General features: G+C 54.8%; 11 protein-coding genes. 7 read left to right on the top strand and 4 right to left on the bottom strand.

All coding sequences use genetic code 11. From position 1 onward, the window contains the following. Positions 1–13: 13 nt before the first annotated feature. The gene (locus ACAW75_RS21880; protein ID WP_370730950.1) at positions 14–1,084 is read right to left on the bottom strand and encodes an NADH:flavin oxidoreductase/NADH oxidase; all 1,071 of its coding nucleotides are present in this window, start codon (positions 1,082–1,084) and stop codon (positions 14–16) included. Positions 1,085–1,276: 192 nt separating this feature from the next. Between ACAW75_RS21880 and ACAW75_RS21875 the strand changes: the two genes are divergently transcribed. The 6 genes from ACAW75_RS21875 to ACAW75_RS21850 all read left to right on the top strand — a co-directional run bounded on the left by ACAW75_RS21875 (position 1,277) and on the right by ACAW75_RS21850 (position 8,644). Next, positions 1,277–1,780, top strand: coding sequence for a hypothetical protein (locus ACAW75_RS21875; RefSeq protein ID WP_370730895.1), 504 nt, complete (start codon positions 1,277–1,279; stop codon positions 1,778–1,780). 98 nt (positions 1,781–1,878) lie between these two features. Continuing rightward, entirely contained in the window at positions 1,879–2,934 is a 1,056-nt protein-coding gene (locus ACAW75_RS21870) for a 2Fe-2S iron-sulfur cluster-binding protein (RefSeq protein ID WP_370730894.1), read from the top strand. Between the two features lie 9 nt (positions 2,935–2,943). Then, on the top strand, positions 2,944–4,605 hold the full coding sequence (locus ACAW75_RS21865) for an FAD-dependent oxidoreductase (protein WP_370730893.1): 1,662 nt from the start codon (positions 2,944–2,946) through the stop codon (positions 4,603–4,605). A gap of 129 nt (positions 4,606–4,734) precedes the next feature. After that, positions 4,735–7,155, top strand: a complete 2,421-nt coding sequence (locus ACAW75_RS21860; protein WP_370730892.1) for a TonB-dependent receptor — start codon at positions 4,735–4,737, stop codon at positions 7,153–7,155. Next, positions 7,152–8,417, top strand: a complete 1,266-nt coding sequence (locus tag ACAW75_RS21855) for a DUF4249 domain-containing protein (RefSeq protein WP_370730891.1) — start codon at positions 7,152–7,154, stop codon at positions 8,415–8,417. The genes ACAW75_RS21860 and ACAW75_RS21855 overlap by 4 nt, the downstream gene beginning before the upstream one ends. Positions 8,418–8,509: 92 nt before the next feature. Next, complete coding sequence (locus tag ACAW75_RS21850) at positions 8,510–8,644, top strand: hypothetical protein (protein ID WP_370730890.1); 135 nt, start codon at positions 8,510–8,512, stop codon at positions 8,642–8,644. On the opposite strand, the gene ACAW75_RS21845 is transcribed toward ACAW75_RS21850, so the two are convergent. Together ACAW75_RS21845 and ACAW75_RS21840 are read right to left on the bottom strand one after the other, a co-directional pair. Continuing rightward, positions 8,641–10,755 carry a peptidylprolyl isomerase gene (locus ACAW75_RS21845; RefSeq protein ID WP_370730889.1) on the bottom strand — a complete coding sequence of 705 codons (2,115 nt, stop codon included), beginning with the start codon at positions 10,753–10,755 and terminating at the stop codon, positions 8,641–8,643. The two genes, ACAW75_RS21850 and ACAW75_RS21845, sit on opposite strands and share 4 nt — an antisense overlap. Positions 10,756–10,923: 168 nt before the next feature. Next, complete coding sequence (locus ACAW75_RS21840; RefSeq protein WP_370730888.1) at positions 10,924–11,625, bottom strand: DUF3291 domain-containing protein; 702 nt, start codon at positions 11,623–11,625, stop codon at positions 10,924–10,926. Between the two features lie 180 nt (positions 11,626–11,805). Here ACAW75_RS21840 and ACAW75_RS21835 point away from each other — a divergent pair, with 180 nt between their 5' ends. Continuing rightward, a complete protein-coding gene (locus tag ACAW75_RS21835) occupies positions 11,806–14,127 on the top strand; it encodes a glycosyl hydrolase family 95 catalytic domain-containing protein (protein ID WP_370730887.1) in 2,322 nt (773 codons plus the stop codon). A gap of 107 nt (positions 14,128–14,234) precedes the next feature. Here the strand turns inward: ACAW75_RS21835 and ACAW75_RS21830 are convergent, their stop codons facing one another. Beyond that, on the bottom strand, positions 14,235–14,744 hold the full coding sequence (locus ACAW75_RS21830; protein WP_370730886.1) for a sll1863 family stress response protein: 510 nt from the start codon (positions 14,742–14,744) through the stop codon (positions 14,235–14,237). Positions 14,745–14,832: the final 88 nt, after the last annotated feature.

Below are 14,832 nucleotides of genomic sequence, written 5' to 3'. Positions count from 1 at the left end.
GCAAACAACCTATCTACCTCGGTTTGGCCCGTTCGTACTGAACAGGCCACGGTTGATCAGCACCCAGCCGGGCGGCCGCATGAAGCGGAAAATAAGGGTTTCGCAGAAACTCACGCGCCAACAGAATCAGATCTGCCTGCCCACTGGCCAGAATGTTCTCGGCCTGGGCAACGTCAGTGATCAAGCCAACAGCACCGGTTAAAAGGGCGGTTTCGTGTCTGATGCGCTCGGAAAAAGAAACCTGATACCCAGGGGCGGTCGGAATTTTAGCGTTGGGTACGTTGCCCCCCGTTGAACAATCGATCAGATCAACCCCTTGCTGCTTCAGCAGAGCGGCGAGCGCTACGGAGTCAGCGGCCGTCCAGCCACCGTCGGTCCAGTCGGTAGCCGAAATACGGACGAAAAGCGGGTATTCAGCCGGCCATATCGCCCGGAGGTCGTCAACGATTTCGCGTACTAACCGGACCCGGTTGTCAAATGAACCGCCATACTCGTCGGTTCGCCGGTTGCTGAGCGGCGATAGGAACTCGTGAAGCAGATACCCGTGTGCCGCGTGGATTTCGGCCACCACAAAGCCGGCCAATAGAGCTCGTTTGGCCGCCGCCCGGAAATCGGCCCGCAGCTGTTGAATGTCTTCAATGGTCAGGGCAGTAGGGGTGGGCTCGTCGGGTGTGAAGGGTAAAGCACTGGGGGCCACGGTCTGCCAGCCGGTTGGTTCGTCAGGTTGGATGGCTTTGCCGTTATCCCAGGGGCGCTGATGACTCGCTTTTCGGCCGGCGTGCGCCAACTGAATGCCCGGCACAGCTCCGTTGGCGGCTATAAAATCGGTAATACGTTTCAGGCCCGGAATGTGTTCATCGGTCCAGATACCCAGATCGTGCGGGGTAATTCGGCCTTCGGGTGAAACGGCCGTGGCCTCGGTCAGGATCAGGCCGGCCCCGCCCACAGCCCGGCTACCGAGATGAACCAGATGCCAGTCACTGGCAAAGCCATCGATGCTCGAATACTGGCACATGGGCGACACAACCAGGCGATTCTTTAGTTGAATGCCGCGCAGCTTGAGGGGTGAAAAGAGGAATGACATCATCAGGTATGTGTTTCAGGCGTATGAGAACTGTGAATAGGGCGCCAGCGCAAACGGTCTGTTTGCGCTGGCGCGTCTGGTTAGTACCACTAACGCAAAGATTCGATTAACGTTTGGGGACTGGAGGATATATGCTTAAATAGCGTTATCAGGATCAATCTGCTTACCCGTTCAGCCCATACCCCCGTATTAATGACCTTTCGAGACCTGTTCAACTATGCCGCTGCCCAGCCAGGTGTCATGGCCTGTTTCCTGCTGCTCTGCCCCGCCCTTGCTTTTCTGTTGAATCGATGGGCAGGCGATACGCCGCAGGACATTTGGCCGTGGCGCTACGTCTACGCCGGCCTTGTGTATGCTGCCTGTATCCCCGGTATGTTTGCCGTTACATTGGCCATCTACCTGTTTCTCTTCGAGCGGCAGAGCATCTGGACTATGAACCTTGTGTTGCAGGTATTGCCTGTACTGACCATGGTTGCCACGCTCATGCTCATCAGGAAGAAGCTGCCCTTTCAATACATTCCCGGTTTTGGTCGGCTATCGAATTTTCTGACACTGATTGCCGGACTCATTGGTGTGTTGTGGTTCGTTGATCGGCTACGGTTGGTGGCGTTCACCTACGTGCCGTTCAGCTATATCCTGATTGGTTTCGTTGCCCTGTTGCTTATCATTCGCTTTGCCTGGAGCCGCATTTTTTAGGCATAGGCTCGCGCCAGACTGGCGATAAAACGTCTGCCCTCTACCAGCCAACAACACCTGTTTCTAGTTGTATAAACAGGATACCGACTTAGCGACGCATGAGTGACGATGGAATACAACTTCTGATTACCGGGATTCTGCCTGAAACCAGCGCTGCTGTCAGCTACTTCCTGGAGCCGGTTGGAGGTGGAGATATATCGTATCGGGCAGGTCAGTTTCTAACGCTACTGATCGCCCGGCAGGGTCATGTTGTTCGCCGTTCGTATTCGTTGAGTTCAGCGCCCGACGAGCCTCTTCGGCTGACCATCAAGCGAGTGCCAAACGGGGAAATTTCGCGCCATCTGCTTGATACCCTTCGGGTTGGCGATGTGCTGGCCACGCTGCCGGCGGCAGGCCGGTTCACGGTAGCGGCCGACCAGCCCGGCGATCTGGTGCTCCTGGGAGCCGGGAGCGGCATAAATCCCCTGTTCAGCATCCTGAAAGATGTGCTTCGTCACCAGCCCGATCGGCGGGTCACACTGCTATACAGCAACACGAGCGAAGCCGATATTATTTTCTATAACGAACTGGCTGACTGGCAGGCAACGTACCCGGCGCGGTTTCGGCTGATTCACCTACTGACACACCCGGTAACCCGCCACGTTGGCCGACAGGGGCGATTGAATAACCTGCTGCTCGAAAGCCTGTTACCCGACCTGATTGGTGCGTCGGATCGGGACGCGCTCCGGTTCTACATCTGTGGACCGGGCGATTACATGCGGATGGTGCAGTTCACGTTACTGGTCAATGGCATTCAGGCCGATGCCATCCGAAAAGAAAATTTTGTGGTCGAAACCGCTGTTGTCGACGCCGCGCTGGGTACGTTGCCACCCGAAGCTACCGTTGACCGAACGGTCAGACTGGCCTTCCGGGGGCAGCCTATCAACCTGAACGTACCGGCCCGAACGTCTGTTCTACAGGCTGCGCTCGCGGCTGGTGTTTCGCTGCCCTACAGTTGCCGGGGTGGCCGCTGTTCTACCTGCCTGGCCCGTTGTGTATCGGGTAAGGTATACATGACGATCAACGACGTACTGACCGACCGGGATCTGCGCGAGGGCTGGGTGCTTACCTGCACTGGCTATCCGCTAACCGATACGGTTGAGTTGGCCCTATAACTCCATGTGATGAAACTCCCCATACTACTTGCCATTGATGACGACGAGCAGGTGCTTGACGCCCTTCGCCGCGACCTACGGGCGCACTACCGTAAAGATTACCGGATCTTAACCACCTCTTCGGCCAATGAAGCACTGGCCTCACTGGCTGAATTAAAGAAGCGGGGCGAAACGGTTGCCCTGCTCTTGTCTGACCAGAAAATGCCCGACATGCTGGGCGTCGATTTTCTGCGCGAAGCACGCACCATCTATCCTGCGGCCAAAAAAGCGCTACTGACCGCCTATTCTGATATCGACGCGGCCGTTCGGGCTATCAACGAAGTTCAGCTCGATTACTACATTGCCAAACCCTGGGACCCACCCGAAGAAAAACTCTATCCGGTTCTGGATGGGCTGCTTTCTGACTGGCGCTCCAACTACGTACCCGACTACGTGGGACTTCGCCTGATTGGTTATCAGTTCTCACCCAGCTCACATCAGCTTAAAGATTTTCTGGCCGGTAATCTGTTTCCCTACTTATGGCTCAATATTGAAGCCGATGAACGGGCGAAGCAACTCCTGGACCTGCATAACCTGACTGCGGCCGACCTGCCCGTGGTTGTCTTTGAAGATGGATCGATACTGAAGCAGCCGTCTATTCAGGAATTGGGCGAAAAGCTGGGGCTAAGCCCTAAAGCTGAAGGAGATCTGTATGATCTGGCTATCATTGGGGCTGGGCCGGCAGGGCTGGCGGCCGCTGTATATGGTGGTTCAGAGGGCCTGCGAACGATCCTGATCGATAAACGCGCACCGGGTGGCCAGGCAGGTACGTCGTCGCGAATAGAAAACTACCTTGGTTTTCCCAACGGCTTAAGCGGCTCCGAACTTACGCAGCGAGCTATTTCCCAGGCCAAACGCTTTGGGGTCGAATTCCTGGCCCCGCAGGAGGTAAACGAAATCCAGTCGGAAGGGCAATACAAGCGTATCAATATGGCCGACGGCAGCGCCATCACAACCCGCGCTATTTTGCTGAGCACGGGCGTTTCGTACCGGAAACTACCCAACGACAGCCTGGACAAGTTTACAGGGGCCGGGGTCTACTACGGTGCTGCTACCACTGAAGCGTATGCGTTTAAAGGCCAGCCGGTATATATCGTTGGCGGCGGGAACTCAGCCGGTCAGGGAGCTATGTACCTCTCCCGGACAGCATCAGAGGTGTTCATCTGTATTCGCCGCCCGAGCCTGTCGGAGACCATGTCGCAATACCTGATCGAACAGATTGAGCGCACACCGGCTATCAAGATACTACCCTGTACGGAGATAGTGGAAGGCAAAGGCAATGATAAGCTGGAGTCGCTGGTGCTTGAAGACCTGAATACAAACCAACAACGCGAAGTGCAGGCGGCGGCCGTTTTTATCTTCATCGGCGCCAAACCACTCACCGACTGGATTGAGATGGACATCATTCGTGATGATAAAGGCTTTATTCAGACGGGCCGCGACCTCATCAAGCATCCACGATACCGCGACATCTGGAAACAGAAACGCGAGCCCTATTCGCTCGAAACCTGTAGTCCGGGCATTTTTGCGGCAGGTGATGTTCGTTCTGGTGCGATGGCCCGTGTGGCCTCGGCCGTAGGCGAAGGGGCAATGGCCGTCAGCTTCGTCCACAAATACCTGGCCGATAGTTGACCCAGGTACGTTGATTGCTGAGCAGCCTGCTCGGCAATCATTGGCCGTTCGGGCAGTAAATAAATAAGCTGAAATTTTACCAGGACTGCGTTTTTGTGTATAGGTAGATTTATCATATACGGGTTTTTTATGCCCTTATATGTACTTATACGCAACAGCAGCATGGTAAAGCATGGCTTCATATTATTGGTGCTGTTGGCGGCTCAGGGCCTTTGTGCTCAACCCTTCACGCTTTCCGGTACCGTCCGGGATTCGACTAGTGGCCAGCCTTTGAGCCGGGCGGCTGTTGTTATTGATTACGACAGGTTTGCTTCTGGCACGTTAACGGATGCGCAGGGGCACTTCTCCATTACACTGGGTGCAGGCAATCACATCGTTGTTGTCCGGTACCTGGGGTATCTGTCCTTCCGGCAAACCATCAGCCTTGCTCATCATAGGGAGCTCGACATCAGGTTGTCGGCTATAGCTGGGCAACTGGAAGAAGTGATCGTGACGAGTAAGGGGTATGACCGTAACGTGCAGCAACCGCTACTGGGGGTGAGTCAGGTTAATATCAAAACTATAAAGCGAATGCCTGCCGCGCTGGGCGAGGTCGATATTTTGCGAAGTCTGCAGTTGCTGCCCGGCGTAACGAGTGTGGGTGAGGCCGCCAATGGGGTGAACATTCGCGGAGGAAATACCGACCAGAACCTGATCCTGCTGGACGATACCCCCATTTTCAACCCCACCCATATGTTCGGCCTGTTCTCGGTGTTTCCACCCGATGCTGTCAGTGGGCTTGATCTCTACAAAGGCAACGTACCTGCCCGCTATGGTGGGCGCGCTGCGGCGGTGCTGGATGTGGCGCTGCAAAACCCTAACCTCGAGCAGTTTCGACTGGCTGGCGGGGCCAGTTTAGTGGCCAATCGGCTAACCCTTGATATCCCGATCAGCAAGGGTAAGCTGGGCGTACTGCTGTCGGCCAGGGGCGCGTTCAATGATTTTCTACTACCCATTGCCTCCCAAAAGTTAGAGAATATTCGGGCCAGGTTTGGCGATGGGGTCATTAAAGCCTTCTGGCGCGTAAACAGTGCCAACACGGTAGTGGCCATGGGGTATGTAAGCAACGATTTTTTTCAGACCGACCTGCTGGGCAGTATAGCCAATATCAACGCCACCGCTACGCAGTACGACCATCAGACTACCAATGCCATGATTCGTTGGTTCCACGCGTTCTCGCCCCGTACCAATCTACAAACCACCGCCTTAGTCGCTCACTACACGCCAGCTATCCTGTCGGTGGAGCCTTCGGCCAATAAAGTCAGGCTTGAGCAGAGCCTGGTACAGCGACAGGTAAAATCGAACCTGAATAGTCAGCGCGAGCGCCATAAACTGGAAGTGGGATTGAGTGCGACGCAGTACCGACTCAACCCCGGCGATTTGCTGCCAGGTAGTAGTACCAGTGTCAACTACCGCAGCACGCCGCCCGAGCAGGCACTCGAACTGGCCGCACACACTGAAGCGGAATGGAGTATCACCGATAAGCTGGCCGTGTCGGCCGGATTGCGGTACAGCCGCTTTCTAAACCTCGGTCCGGCTACGGTACGCCAGTACGCGCCCGGCGAAGGGCCAGATGAAGCGTTCATGACCGATTCGGTGCGCTATGGCGCCGGGCAGGTAACGGCGCAGTATGGCGGATTTGAACCCCGGCTTGGGGTGCGGTATGCTGTGGGCGCGAATGCTTCTGTCAAAATCGGCTATAACCTGATGCGGCAATATGTACAGTCGGTGACCAACACCACTACCCCGCTGCCTACTGCGCGCTGGAAAACAGCCGATGCGTACATCCAACCTCAACTCAGCCAGTTGATTTCGGCAGGTTGGTTTCAGAATCTCAAAAGCAACATCTACGAACTGTCAGCGGAGGTGTACTGGCGCAGTACCCAGAACGTGGTCGATTACAAACCAGGGGCTGACCTTCTCTTACAGCCCTATCCGGAAACACAACTTTTGCAGGGACGTAGCCGGGCTTATGGCGTTGAACTGATGCTGGCCCGTAAAAAAGGCGAACTGACCGGCTGGATTAATTACACCTATGCCCGCACCCAGAATCAGGTGGCCGAAGGAGCCAACTTTCGGCAGCGCATTAATGGAGGCGACTGGTATAACGCCAATTACGACCGACCTCATAGCCTGAACGCCAGTCTGAACATCAATCAGGGGAAGCACCATGCCTTTGCCTTCAACTTTGTGTATAGTACCGGAAGGCCTTACACTGCTCCTGAAGGCTTCATCCGTTATGGCGGACGTACCTACCCCTATTACGACGAGCGTAATCAGTATCGGCTGCCCGATTATCATCGGCTCGACTTTTCCTGGACGATCACTAACGCGACGATGAAGAATCGCCGTTGGCAGGGCCGATGGACATTTACCGTTTATAATCTCTACGCCAGAGCCAACGCCTACTCAATCTTCTTTCGTACAGAAGGACAGGCCACCAAGCCCTATAAACTCACCGTATTTGGCTCGCCTATTCCTAGTTTAACGTACAATTTCGACGTCAAATGAAACGCGCTGGTCATTCTGTTGTCTTGCTGGCGCTGCTTGTGGCAGCCTGCGTTGAGCCCGCTGAACCGGAGTTTAACGCAACGGTGAATGTGATCGTGGTGGACGGCACTATTACGAATTTGCCCGAAGCACAGATTGTGGCGATTAACCGCTCGAAAGCTGACTCATTGACGGGGCGGTTTGGCAGCCTACCCGTGACAAAGGCTCGCGTTGAGGTCGTGATTGACTCGAGCCGGGTGATAGCCTACAGCGAAATCAGGCCAGGTACGTATCAACTACCCGATGGGTTTCGGGCAGAGCCGGGTCATGCCTACCAAGTGCGGTTTACTACGGCGGAAGGAACCCGGTATCAGTCAGACCAGCAGGTGATGCCAGCGGCTGTGCCCATCCAGAACTATACGGTGCAGTTTAACGCCAATAGCCTACCGGGTACGCAATATGGTGGTTTGCAAGCCGGGCATGACGTAGCTATCGATACGCAAGACCCCGCCGGTGTTCGTAATTATTACCGCTGGGACTGGCTGCTCTATGAACGGCAGGACTGGTGTCGTAGCTGCTATCAGGGTGTGTACGCCGTATACGGCATACTGCCCAGAACCTATATTTTCGGGTCATACTTTGTATCGGGCGATAAGTTATATGAGAACTGTTTTGTCCCGCCTTTCACCACCGATCCGTCGGCTCCCCAAGTGTCTGGTGGCTATTGGTATTATGATTATGAATGCCGAACCCGCTGCTGGGAAATTATCCGAAGCTACTCGCTCAATCTTTTCGACGATACGTTTAGTAATGGTGGTTTAATCAGTAGTCGCCGGATTGCACAGCTACCGTTTTTTCAACGAACAGGGGCATTGGTGCAACTTCGACAGGCATCACTGACGAAAGAAGCGTATCAGTATTACAAACTGTTTCAACAGCAAACCCAGAATACAGGTGGTCTGGCCGATACACCACCCAGCGCCATGGTGGGGAATATTCGGAATGTGGCCAACAGTCGTGAAAATGTAGTCGGTTTCTTTACGGCCTCGGGTGTGGCAGTCGTTACTCATTGGCTCGACCGGAAGGATGCAACAGGGGCAGCACCGGGCCTGTTTCAGGCGTTGAGTAGCCGTGATCCCTACCCGGAGCCATCCCCACCTTATACGGGAGAGCGACCTCAACCTAAAGTTTTGATCTGGGGTGGACCGCCCCGCGTTCCTACTGCAACCTGTGAACTGAGCGACAGCCGGACGCCGTTCAAGCCTGAGGGCTGGCGGGATTAATGGTAAGTGCCGGAGTTTTGGTAAAGCGGATCAACTGCTAATAAACCTGGTGCCGCTATGGCACATAACGGGCTGGTCACTGGTAGCTGGTTATGCGGTCTGTATCAAGCCGTTCAGGTACGTTACCGGCAAAAGCAGAGGCCCGAGTCGGTAACGTACCTGAACATAAAAAAGCCCTGCTGATGGCAGCAGGGCTTTTTTATGAATCGAAACTTGGTATGACCTAGTAAAACTTAGCGCGACGGTCGGTGATGTTCGCGGCATCTTTGATCGCCTCGTTCACATAGACTGTGGTACGCTGGCCCTGATTCTGTTGGATCGAGGTTTTGTACATCGCGTAATCAGCTACGTTTGGTGCAGGTGTGATGCGGGTAGGCTCTACAATGAGAACACCACCTTCACCGGCAAATGGTTTTGAGCGCTTACCTGCTTTCAGGCCAAAGGCACGGCCCAGGGCTACAGGGTCAACACCGGCACTGCGCATGAAACCAGTAGCGAGGTTGATGTCTTCGGCCGTTTCAACGATAGCGCCAGCCCCATATTTCTGAGCAATGGTTTCAAGCGGGCCGCTCGGGTTGCCCAGTTTCGCCATGATTTGCTCGGCCTTCTTCTGGTTACGCACTTTAGCGGTTAGCTCGGCCCGATAGTCGTCAACCTTCACTTCGTCTTTGGCGGTGCTGCCCGTCAGAACGGCCACTACGTATTGGTCGCCCACCTGGAACGGCTCCGATACGCTGTTTTTATCCGTCTTGTCATCGAATGCCCAGCGAACAATAGCGCGCGCGTCGGTAAGGGCGTTGATGTTCGATGCCGTTTCAGGAATACGATCTGCGTTGGCAATAACCAGCGCCTTGTCCTTTTTAACATTCTCGTCGAATGCGTCTTTGGTGCGGCTGTTGGCCGCAAACTGGCTGGCTTTCTGATACGCTTCGTTCGTGGTAGCTTCACTAGGCGTAATGGTTTTGCCAATGCCGGCTACGCGGTACAACTGGTTGGTTTTAGGCTCGGTAATTTTGATGATGTGGTACCCGAAATCCGTTTCAACCACCCGCGGGATCAGGCCTGAACCGGCGAATCCGAAAATGGCTGACTCGAAAGGCTTCACCATCCGGCCGTCGTTTTTGAAGTAACCCAGGTCACCACCCTGCTGTGCTGAACCATCTTCACTGTTGCTTTGCGCCAAGGCTTCAAAGCTGGCACCACCCTGAATCTGCTTCAGGATGCTTTCGGCCCGGCGGCGGGCGTCGGCCTTCGCTGAGTCGGTTTTAGCCGTGGCACGGATCAGGATGTGGCTGGCCCGAATGGTAAAACTGGTGTCTTTCTTGGTGCCACCGTACTTATAGATGAAGTACGTGTTGCCTTCCCGGAATGGACCATATACGCCACCCGGCGAGAAGGTTGGAATAGCCGCACGGAGTTGCTCGGGCATCTCACCGGCCGTCAGGTAGAGCGGCACAGGTACGTCGCTGTTCTGACGGGCAAACGTTGAGTCGTTTTTAGCACCACCCAGGCCACGAGCCAGTGTTTTGATGTCATTATACAGCGACGCGCTATCCTCTTTCGATGGGTTCACCGCAAACGATACGTACTGGATCGAACGGGTGTCGGCACCGGGATACTCGTCTTTGTGCTTGCTCAGGTAGTCGCTCAGTTCCGAGTCGGTAACCTTCACCGTCGTATCGTTCACTGAGTAGTAGGGAACGAACAGGAATTTTACGTCGGCCTTTGTGTTCTGCGCCTGATATTCTTTCTGTGCCTCAGCGGTAGTCGCGTAGTTCGACAGCCGCATCAGGTTGTCGAACTTCTCGCGGAGACGGTTCGTGCTGATCTGCTGCTCAAACGACGCCCACTGGGCCTGCTGAGCAGGTGGCACGTTCCGCAGGCCTTTCAGGTACTGAACAACCTGATTTTTGTCGAACACACCGGTCGAGGGATTGGTGAATGCCTGCCTTACTTCGGGGCTGACATTGTTTCCCTGCACCATATCCACGAGTTCTTCGGGCGATACAGTCAGGCCGAGCTTATCGAATTCTTTCTGGTACGCCGTTTCAAAAATGAGTTGATTCCAGGCCTGTTCCCGAATCTGAGTCATTTCCTGTTCACCTGGTGCGCGTCCTGTCTGTTGTTCATACTGCGCCCGCACCTGCTCCACTTTTGCCTGGAAGTCCTGGTTATCAATGGTTCGTCCATCAATTGTTCCGATTTCCTGACTATTGTTGCCAAACAGCGTACTCTTGCCGCCCAGCAAATCGCTCCCCACAATGAACAGAATCAAGCTAACGGCGATTACGCCAACTGCTAATCCGGAGCGTTCACGGATTTTGTTAATTAATGACATCTCGGTTTATACACGAATTTAGCCCGCAAAATAACAATCTTTCCGGCAGGGATACAAGAATAGGGCCAAAATGGGCGGCAGTTTAATGTATTCCGAAATCCTGCTAAGGTAACCGTGGATGATGGCCCGTAAGTGCCTGTAGCACAGATAATGTTGCAGATCGACGGCTTAAAAATCAACCATTTTCAGGACCGTGAAGCGGGCAAAAAGCTCTTCACTGTACCACTTTCGCTGCCGGGTTTTCCTGACAATTTCCCGGTGTCCGCTCTGTCGGTAGGCAAACATATCGACCAGCGACGCGTTGCGCCACACGCTGATCGTGCATTGCTGGACCAGCGGTTTTTCGCCTGCCCCCAGGGCCAATAACAGGTTATCACCCTGTTCGTCGATGCGTTTACGGGCTTCAGGTACGTTGCGCCAGAAATCGAATAGGGCACCGGTTCGGATGCTGGCCCGCGTTAACACGGCGATGGGCAGGTTGTCGGGTAACGCCTGAGCTGGCCAGGGATCAGGTACGCTGGCATCGGCCTGAAACGGATCAACGCCATCCCAAAGGCCATGCGATTTGATCGGCTTCAGGTATAAGGTCGGCGCCACTTTTTGTGGCGACCCGGTCGCGGTAGGCAGAAAGGGTTGCCAGGGCGCCGAGCCGAAAAAGTGAGTCGCCTCGGCTTCAGATTCCCAGACACCCAGGAATACATAGCGCGACAAATCGGGGATGAGGCCAAAGTTCTTGCCGGTGCCCAGCAACTTCTGAAAACGCAGGCCCGGTGCGTTGAACGGCTTCATCAGCCATCGCCCCATATTTGCGAAAGCCCGGTAGCGCTGCCCAGGTGGGAAATTCAATACAGTTACAGTAACAAGCGACATGGACGTACGAAAGACAACTTCATACATGTAAACGCCAAACAGTTCGCAGGGGTTTGGGGTACTTTCCCTGATCGGCTACCTTTGGTTCGTAAAGTAGCCTGAAGCTCCAGCTTCGGGAGTAATTAATTGCTACTATCCGTCCCGAAGCTGGAGCTTCAGGCTACTACTGTCGCTACCGGTATGCCCCGCCTTTTACTCGCCCTTTTCTGCTTCATAACTGTTACCTCAGCACAAGCCCAGCAGCCACTGCGCACGCTTACCTGGCAATTTCCGCTGCCCCGTCCGCACACGGGCGTGCTGCTCGGCAATGGTACCCAGGGGATCATGGTTTGGGGGGGTGGCCGAACGCTGCATTTTACCATTAGCCGCAGCGGTTTCTGGGATCACCGTGGCGGCGTTGAGTTTACGACCAAAATCACCTATGCAGAGCTGAAGGCGAAATTACAGGCGGGTGACAAAGCCGGTATCGATGCGGCTTTTGCCGCCCCCAGACTGGACAAGCCATCACTGGGGCATCCGCAGCAACTGGGTGGTGGACGGCTAGACGTGACGCTACCTGAAGGCTGGCTGATTCAGTACGGCAACCTCTTCACCGACCGGGGCCTGTTGCAGCTCATTGTGCGTGACCCACAGCAGGTGAGCCACGTGATGAACGTTCGGCAGGCGGCCAGCCTGGAAGTGACGGAGCTGGAAATTCCGAAAGATTTACGGGGGAAACTGACGTACAAGCTCATTCCGCACTACACGTTTGTGGCCGAGGCGCTGCGGGCAGCCAGTATCGAAGAACCACAGTGGGTACTTAAAGACAATAATGGCAAGGGCGCTTTTATTCAGCCACTTCCAGAAGATGATCCATTGCTGGTAGGCTACGACCTGATCAATGAGCAGCACCTCTATATTCAAACGAGTAATCTGTATTACAATCGCAAAACCCGCCGGTTCGACTACCCCGCTATGCAGGCTTTGCTCGACCGGGCGCCCTCTGCTGTAGCCAGTGCCGACACATTCTGGCAGAGCTACTACAAAGTTGTTCCCCAGATTGCCCTGCCTGATCCGCTATTGCAGGAGATTGTCGACTATGGCCTGTACAAGCAGGCCTGCGCCACGTCGCCGAACGGGCTGGCCTGCACCTTGCAGGGACCGTTTATGGAAGATTATCAGCTACCACCCTGGAGCAATGATTACCATTTCAACATTAACGTGCAGATGATCTACACGCCAGCACTGGCGACCAACCGACTGGCGAATTTCAAACCACTGTGGCGAATGATTGGGAGCTGGATGCCACAACTGCAAAAGAACGGCGAAGCGTTTTTCGGGCGCAAAGGGGCCTTGATGTTGCCGCATGCCGTAGATGATCGGTGCCACGTGGTAGGTACGTTCTGGACCGGCACTGTTGATCACGCCTGCACCGCCTGGATGGCCATGATGGCGTGGCAGAATTACCGCTATGGGCTTGAACAACCCGATGCGCCACAGTTGTTGAGCCAGACAGCCTGGCCACTGCTCAACGGAGCGTTTGAAGGGTATTTTGCCATGCTGGAAGAAGTATCAGCTGGCGATGGCACGAAAAAATACAGCCTGCCACTTTCGGTCAGTCCTGAATACCGGGGCGCAGACATGAACGCCTGGGGGCGCGATGCCTCGTTCCAACTGGCAGCGCTGCATCGAATTTGCCGGATTTTGCCTCAGGCCGCTGCCGCACTGGGTCAACCTGTTGATCCCCGCTGGGCCGATGTAGACAAACGATTGCCTGCCTACACGACGTACACAGGTACGTTCGTGAATGAATCCAGGCAAAGCAATGAACGTATTGCGTTATGGGACGGTATGGACCTGGTAGAAAGTCACCGGCACCATTCCCATCTGGGCGGTATTTATCCGTTTGCCACGCTGGCTATGAATGACCCCGCGCAACGTAAACTGATCGATAACAGCCTGCAAGCCTGGCGGTATAAAGGAGCTGGCGGTTGGGCGGGCTGGTCGGTGCCCTGGGCATCGACGATCCTGAGCCGGACGGGGCAGACCGGCGCGGCCATTAAGTGGCTGCATTACTGGAAAGAAAATTACACCAATGAAGGTCGGGGCACGTTGAGCAACGCCAACACGAACGGCACGAGCCTGCTGGGTTCGCCAGACTGGGAACTGGAAAAGCAGAACCGCGAAGTGATGCAACTCGATGCAGGTTTCGGTGCCTTGAACGCTGTGCTCGAATTGCTCGTACAAAGCCGCGACGAAGCGATTTATGTGCTTCCCAACCGACCACGTACCTGGCAGAATTTACGATTCGATGATGTCAGGGCCGAAGGGGCTTTCCTGATTGGCGCCACTGTGAAAGAAGGCAATGTCACGGAGGTGCGGGTGCGCAGCCTGGCGGGTGGCAAGCTAAATCTGGTGCATCCGTTTGGCCGCAAAGCCATAGTGAACGGGCAACCACTTGAATCTGAGCAACTGGTCCGCGACTGCAAGCCGGGCGATGTGCTGATCCTTAAAGCGATGTAGGTGATTTTCCACAGAAGTGGGGATAATTTTTAATGCATGACGACCAACGGCTCTGCCTGGGACTCAGTCAGTCCCAGGCAGAGCCGTTGGTCGTCATGCATTAAAAATTAGTCGTCTTTGCCGTCGGGGTCAACTTTGTCTTCGGCTTTATCGAAGGCTTTGCCAATTGATTTGCCGGCCTGCTTGAACCCGCCTTTGATATCTTTCCAGGCGGCAGCTGTAGCGTTCTGCGCCTTGTCCATATCATCGCCCAGTTCTTTGCGTTCCTGCTCTAATTCAGCGAGTTGCTCTTTCGACTTGTCCTTCGCTTTAGCGCCCTGACGCTTGATGTCGGCCTTCATGTCGTCGATTTTAGCGTCGAGCTTATCGCGCTGCACTTTCATATCGGCAACCATTTCGTCGCGCTCCCGGCGGAAATCGGCAGCCGCCTCATCGCCAGCGGCTTCAGCTTTATCACCAGCCTTGTCCAGACCTTCGCGAGCATCAGCCGCAGCGTCTTTAGAGTCGGCTTCAATAGCATCGCCAGTGCGCTCCGCAGCATCCTCAGTACGGGATTCTTTTTTACCGTCAGAGCCACAGGCCTGCAACAAAGTCATGGATGTAGCCAGCAGGCCCATACAAAAAAGAGAAGCGAAAGATCTTGTGTGCTTTTTCATCGCGTTGTGTATGTGTTTGGTTTAACGCAAAATTAATTTGCCAAGACCG

It is taken from the genome of Fibrella arboris (assembly GCF_041321095.1).
GTDB lineage: Bacteria > Bacteroidota > Bacteroidia > Cytophagales > Spirosomataceae > Fibrella > Fibrella arboris.
Note: the sequence above shows the minus strand (reverse complement) of the source record. Positions and strands in the feature narration are given on the sequence as shown.

Coding starts and splice junctions, on each gene's coding strand:
- ACAW75_RS21860 (WP_370730892.1), top strand. CDS start 4,735: ATGCCCTTATATGTACTTATACGCAACAGCAGCATGGTAAAGCATGGC.
- ACAW75_RS21875 (WP_370730895.1), top strand. CDS start 1,277: ATGACCTTTCGAGACCTGTTCAACTATGCCGCTGCCCAGCCAGGTGTC.
- ACAW75_RS21880 (WP_370730950.1), bottom strand. CDS start 1,084: ATGTCATTCCTCTTTTCACCCCTCAAGCTGCGCGGCATTCAACTAAAG.
- ACAW75_RS21870 (WP_370730894.1), top strand. CDS start 1,879: ATGAGTGACGATGGAATACAACTTCTGATTACCGGGATTCTGCCTGAA.
- ACAW75_RS21865 (WP_370730893.1), top strand. CDS start 2,944: ATGAAACTCCCCATACTACTTGCCATTGATGACGACGAGCAGGTGCTT.
- ACAW75_RS21835 (WP_370730887.1), top strand. CDS start 11,806: ATGCCCCGCCTTTTACTCGCCCTTTTCTGCTTCATAACTGTTACCTCA.
- ACAW75_RS21855 (WP_370730891.1), top strand. CDS start 7,152: ATGAAACGCGCTGGTCATTCTGTTGTCTTGCTGGCGCTGCTTGTGGCA.
- ACAW75_RS21830 (WP_370730886.1), bottom strand. CDS start 14,744: ATGGGCCTGCTGGCTACATCCATGACTTTGTTGCAGGCCTGTGGCTCT.
- ACAW75_RS21845 (WP_370730889.1), bottom strand. CDS start 10,755: ATGTCATTAATTAACAAAATCCGTGAACGCTCCGGATTAGCAGTTGGC.
- ACAW75_RS21850 (WP_370730890.1), top strand. CDS start 8,510: ATGCGGTCTGTATCAAGCCGTTCAGGTACGTTACCGGCAAAAGCAGAG.
- ACAW75_RS21840 (WP_370730888.1), bottom strand. CDS start 11,625: ATGTCGCTTGTTACTGTAACTGTATTGAATTTCCCACCTGGGCAGCGC.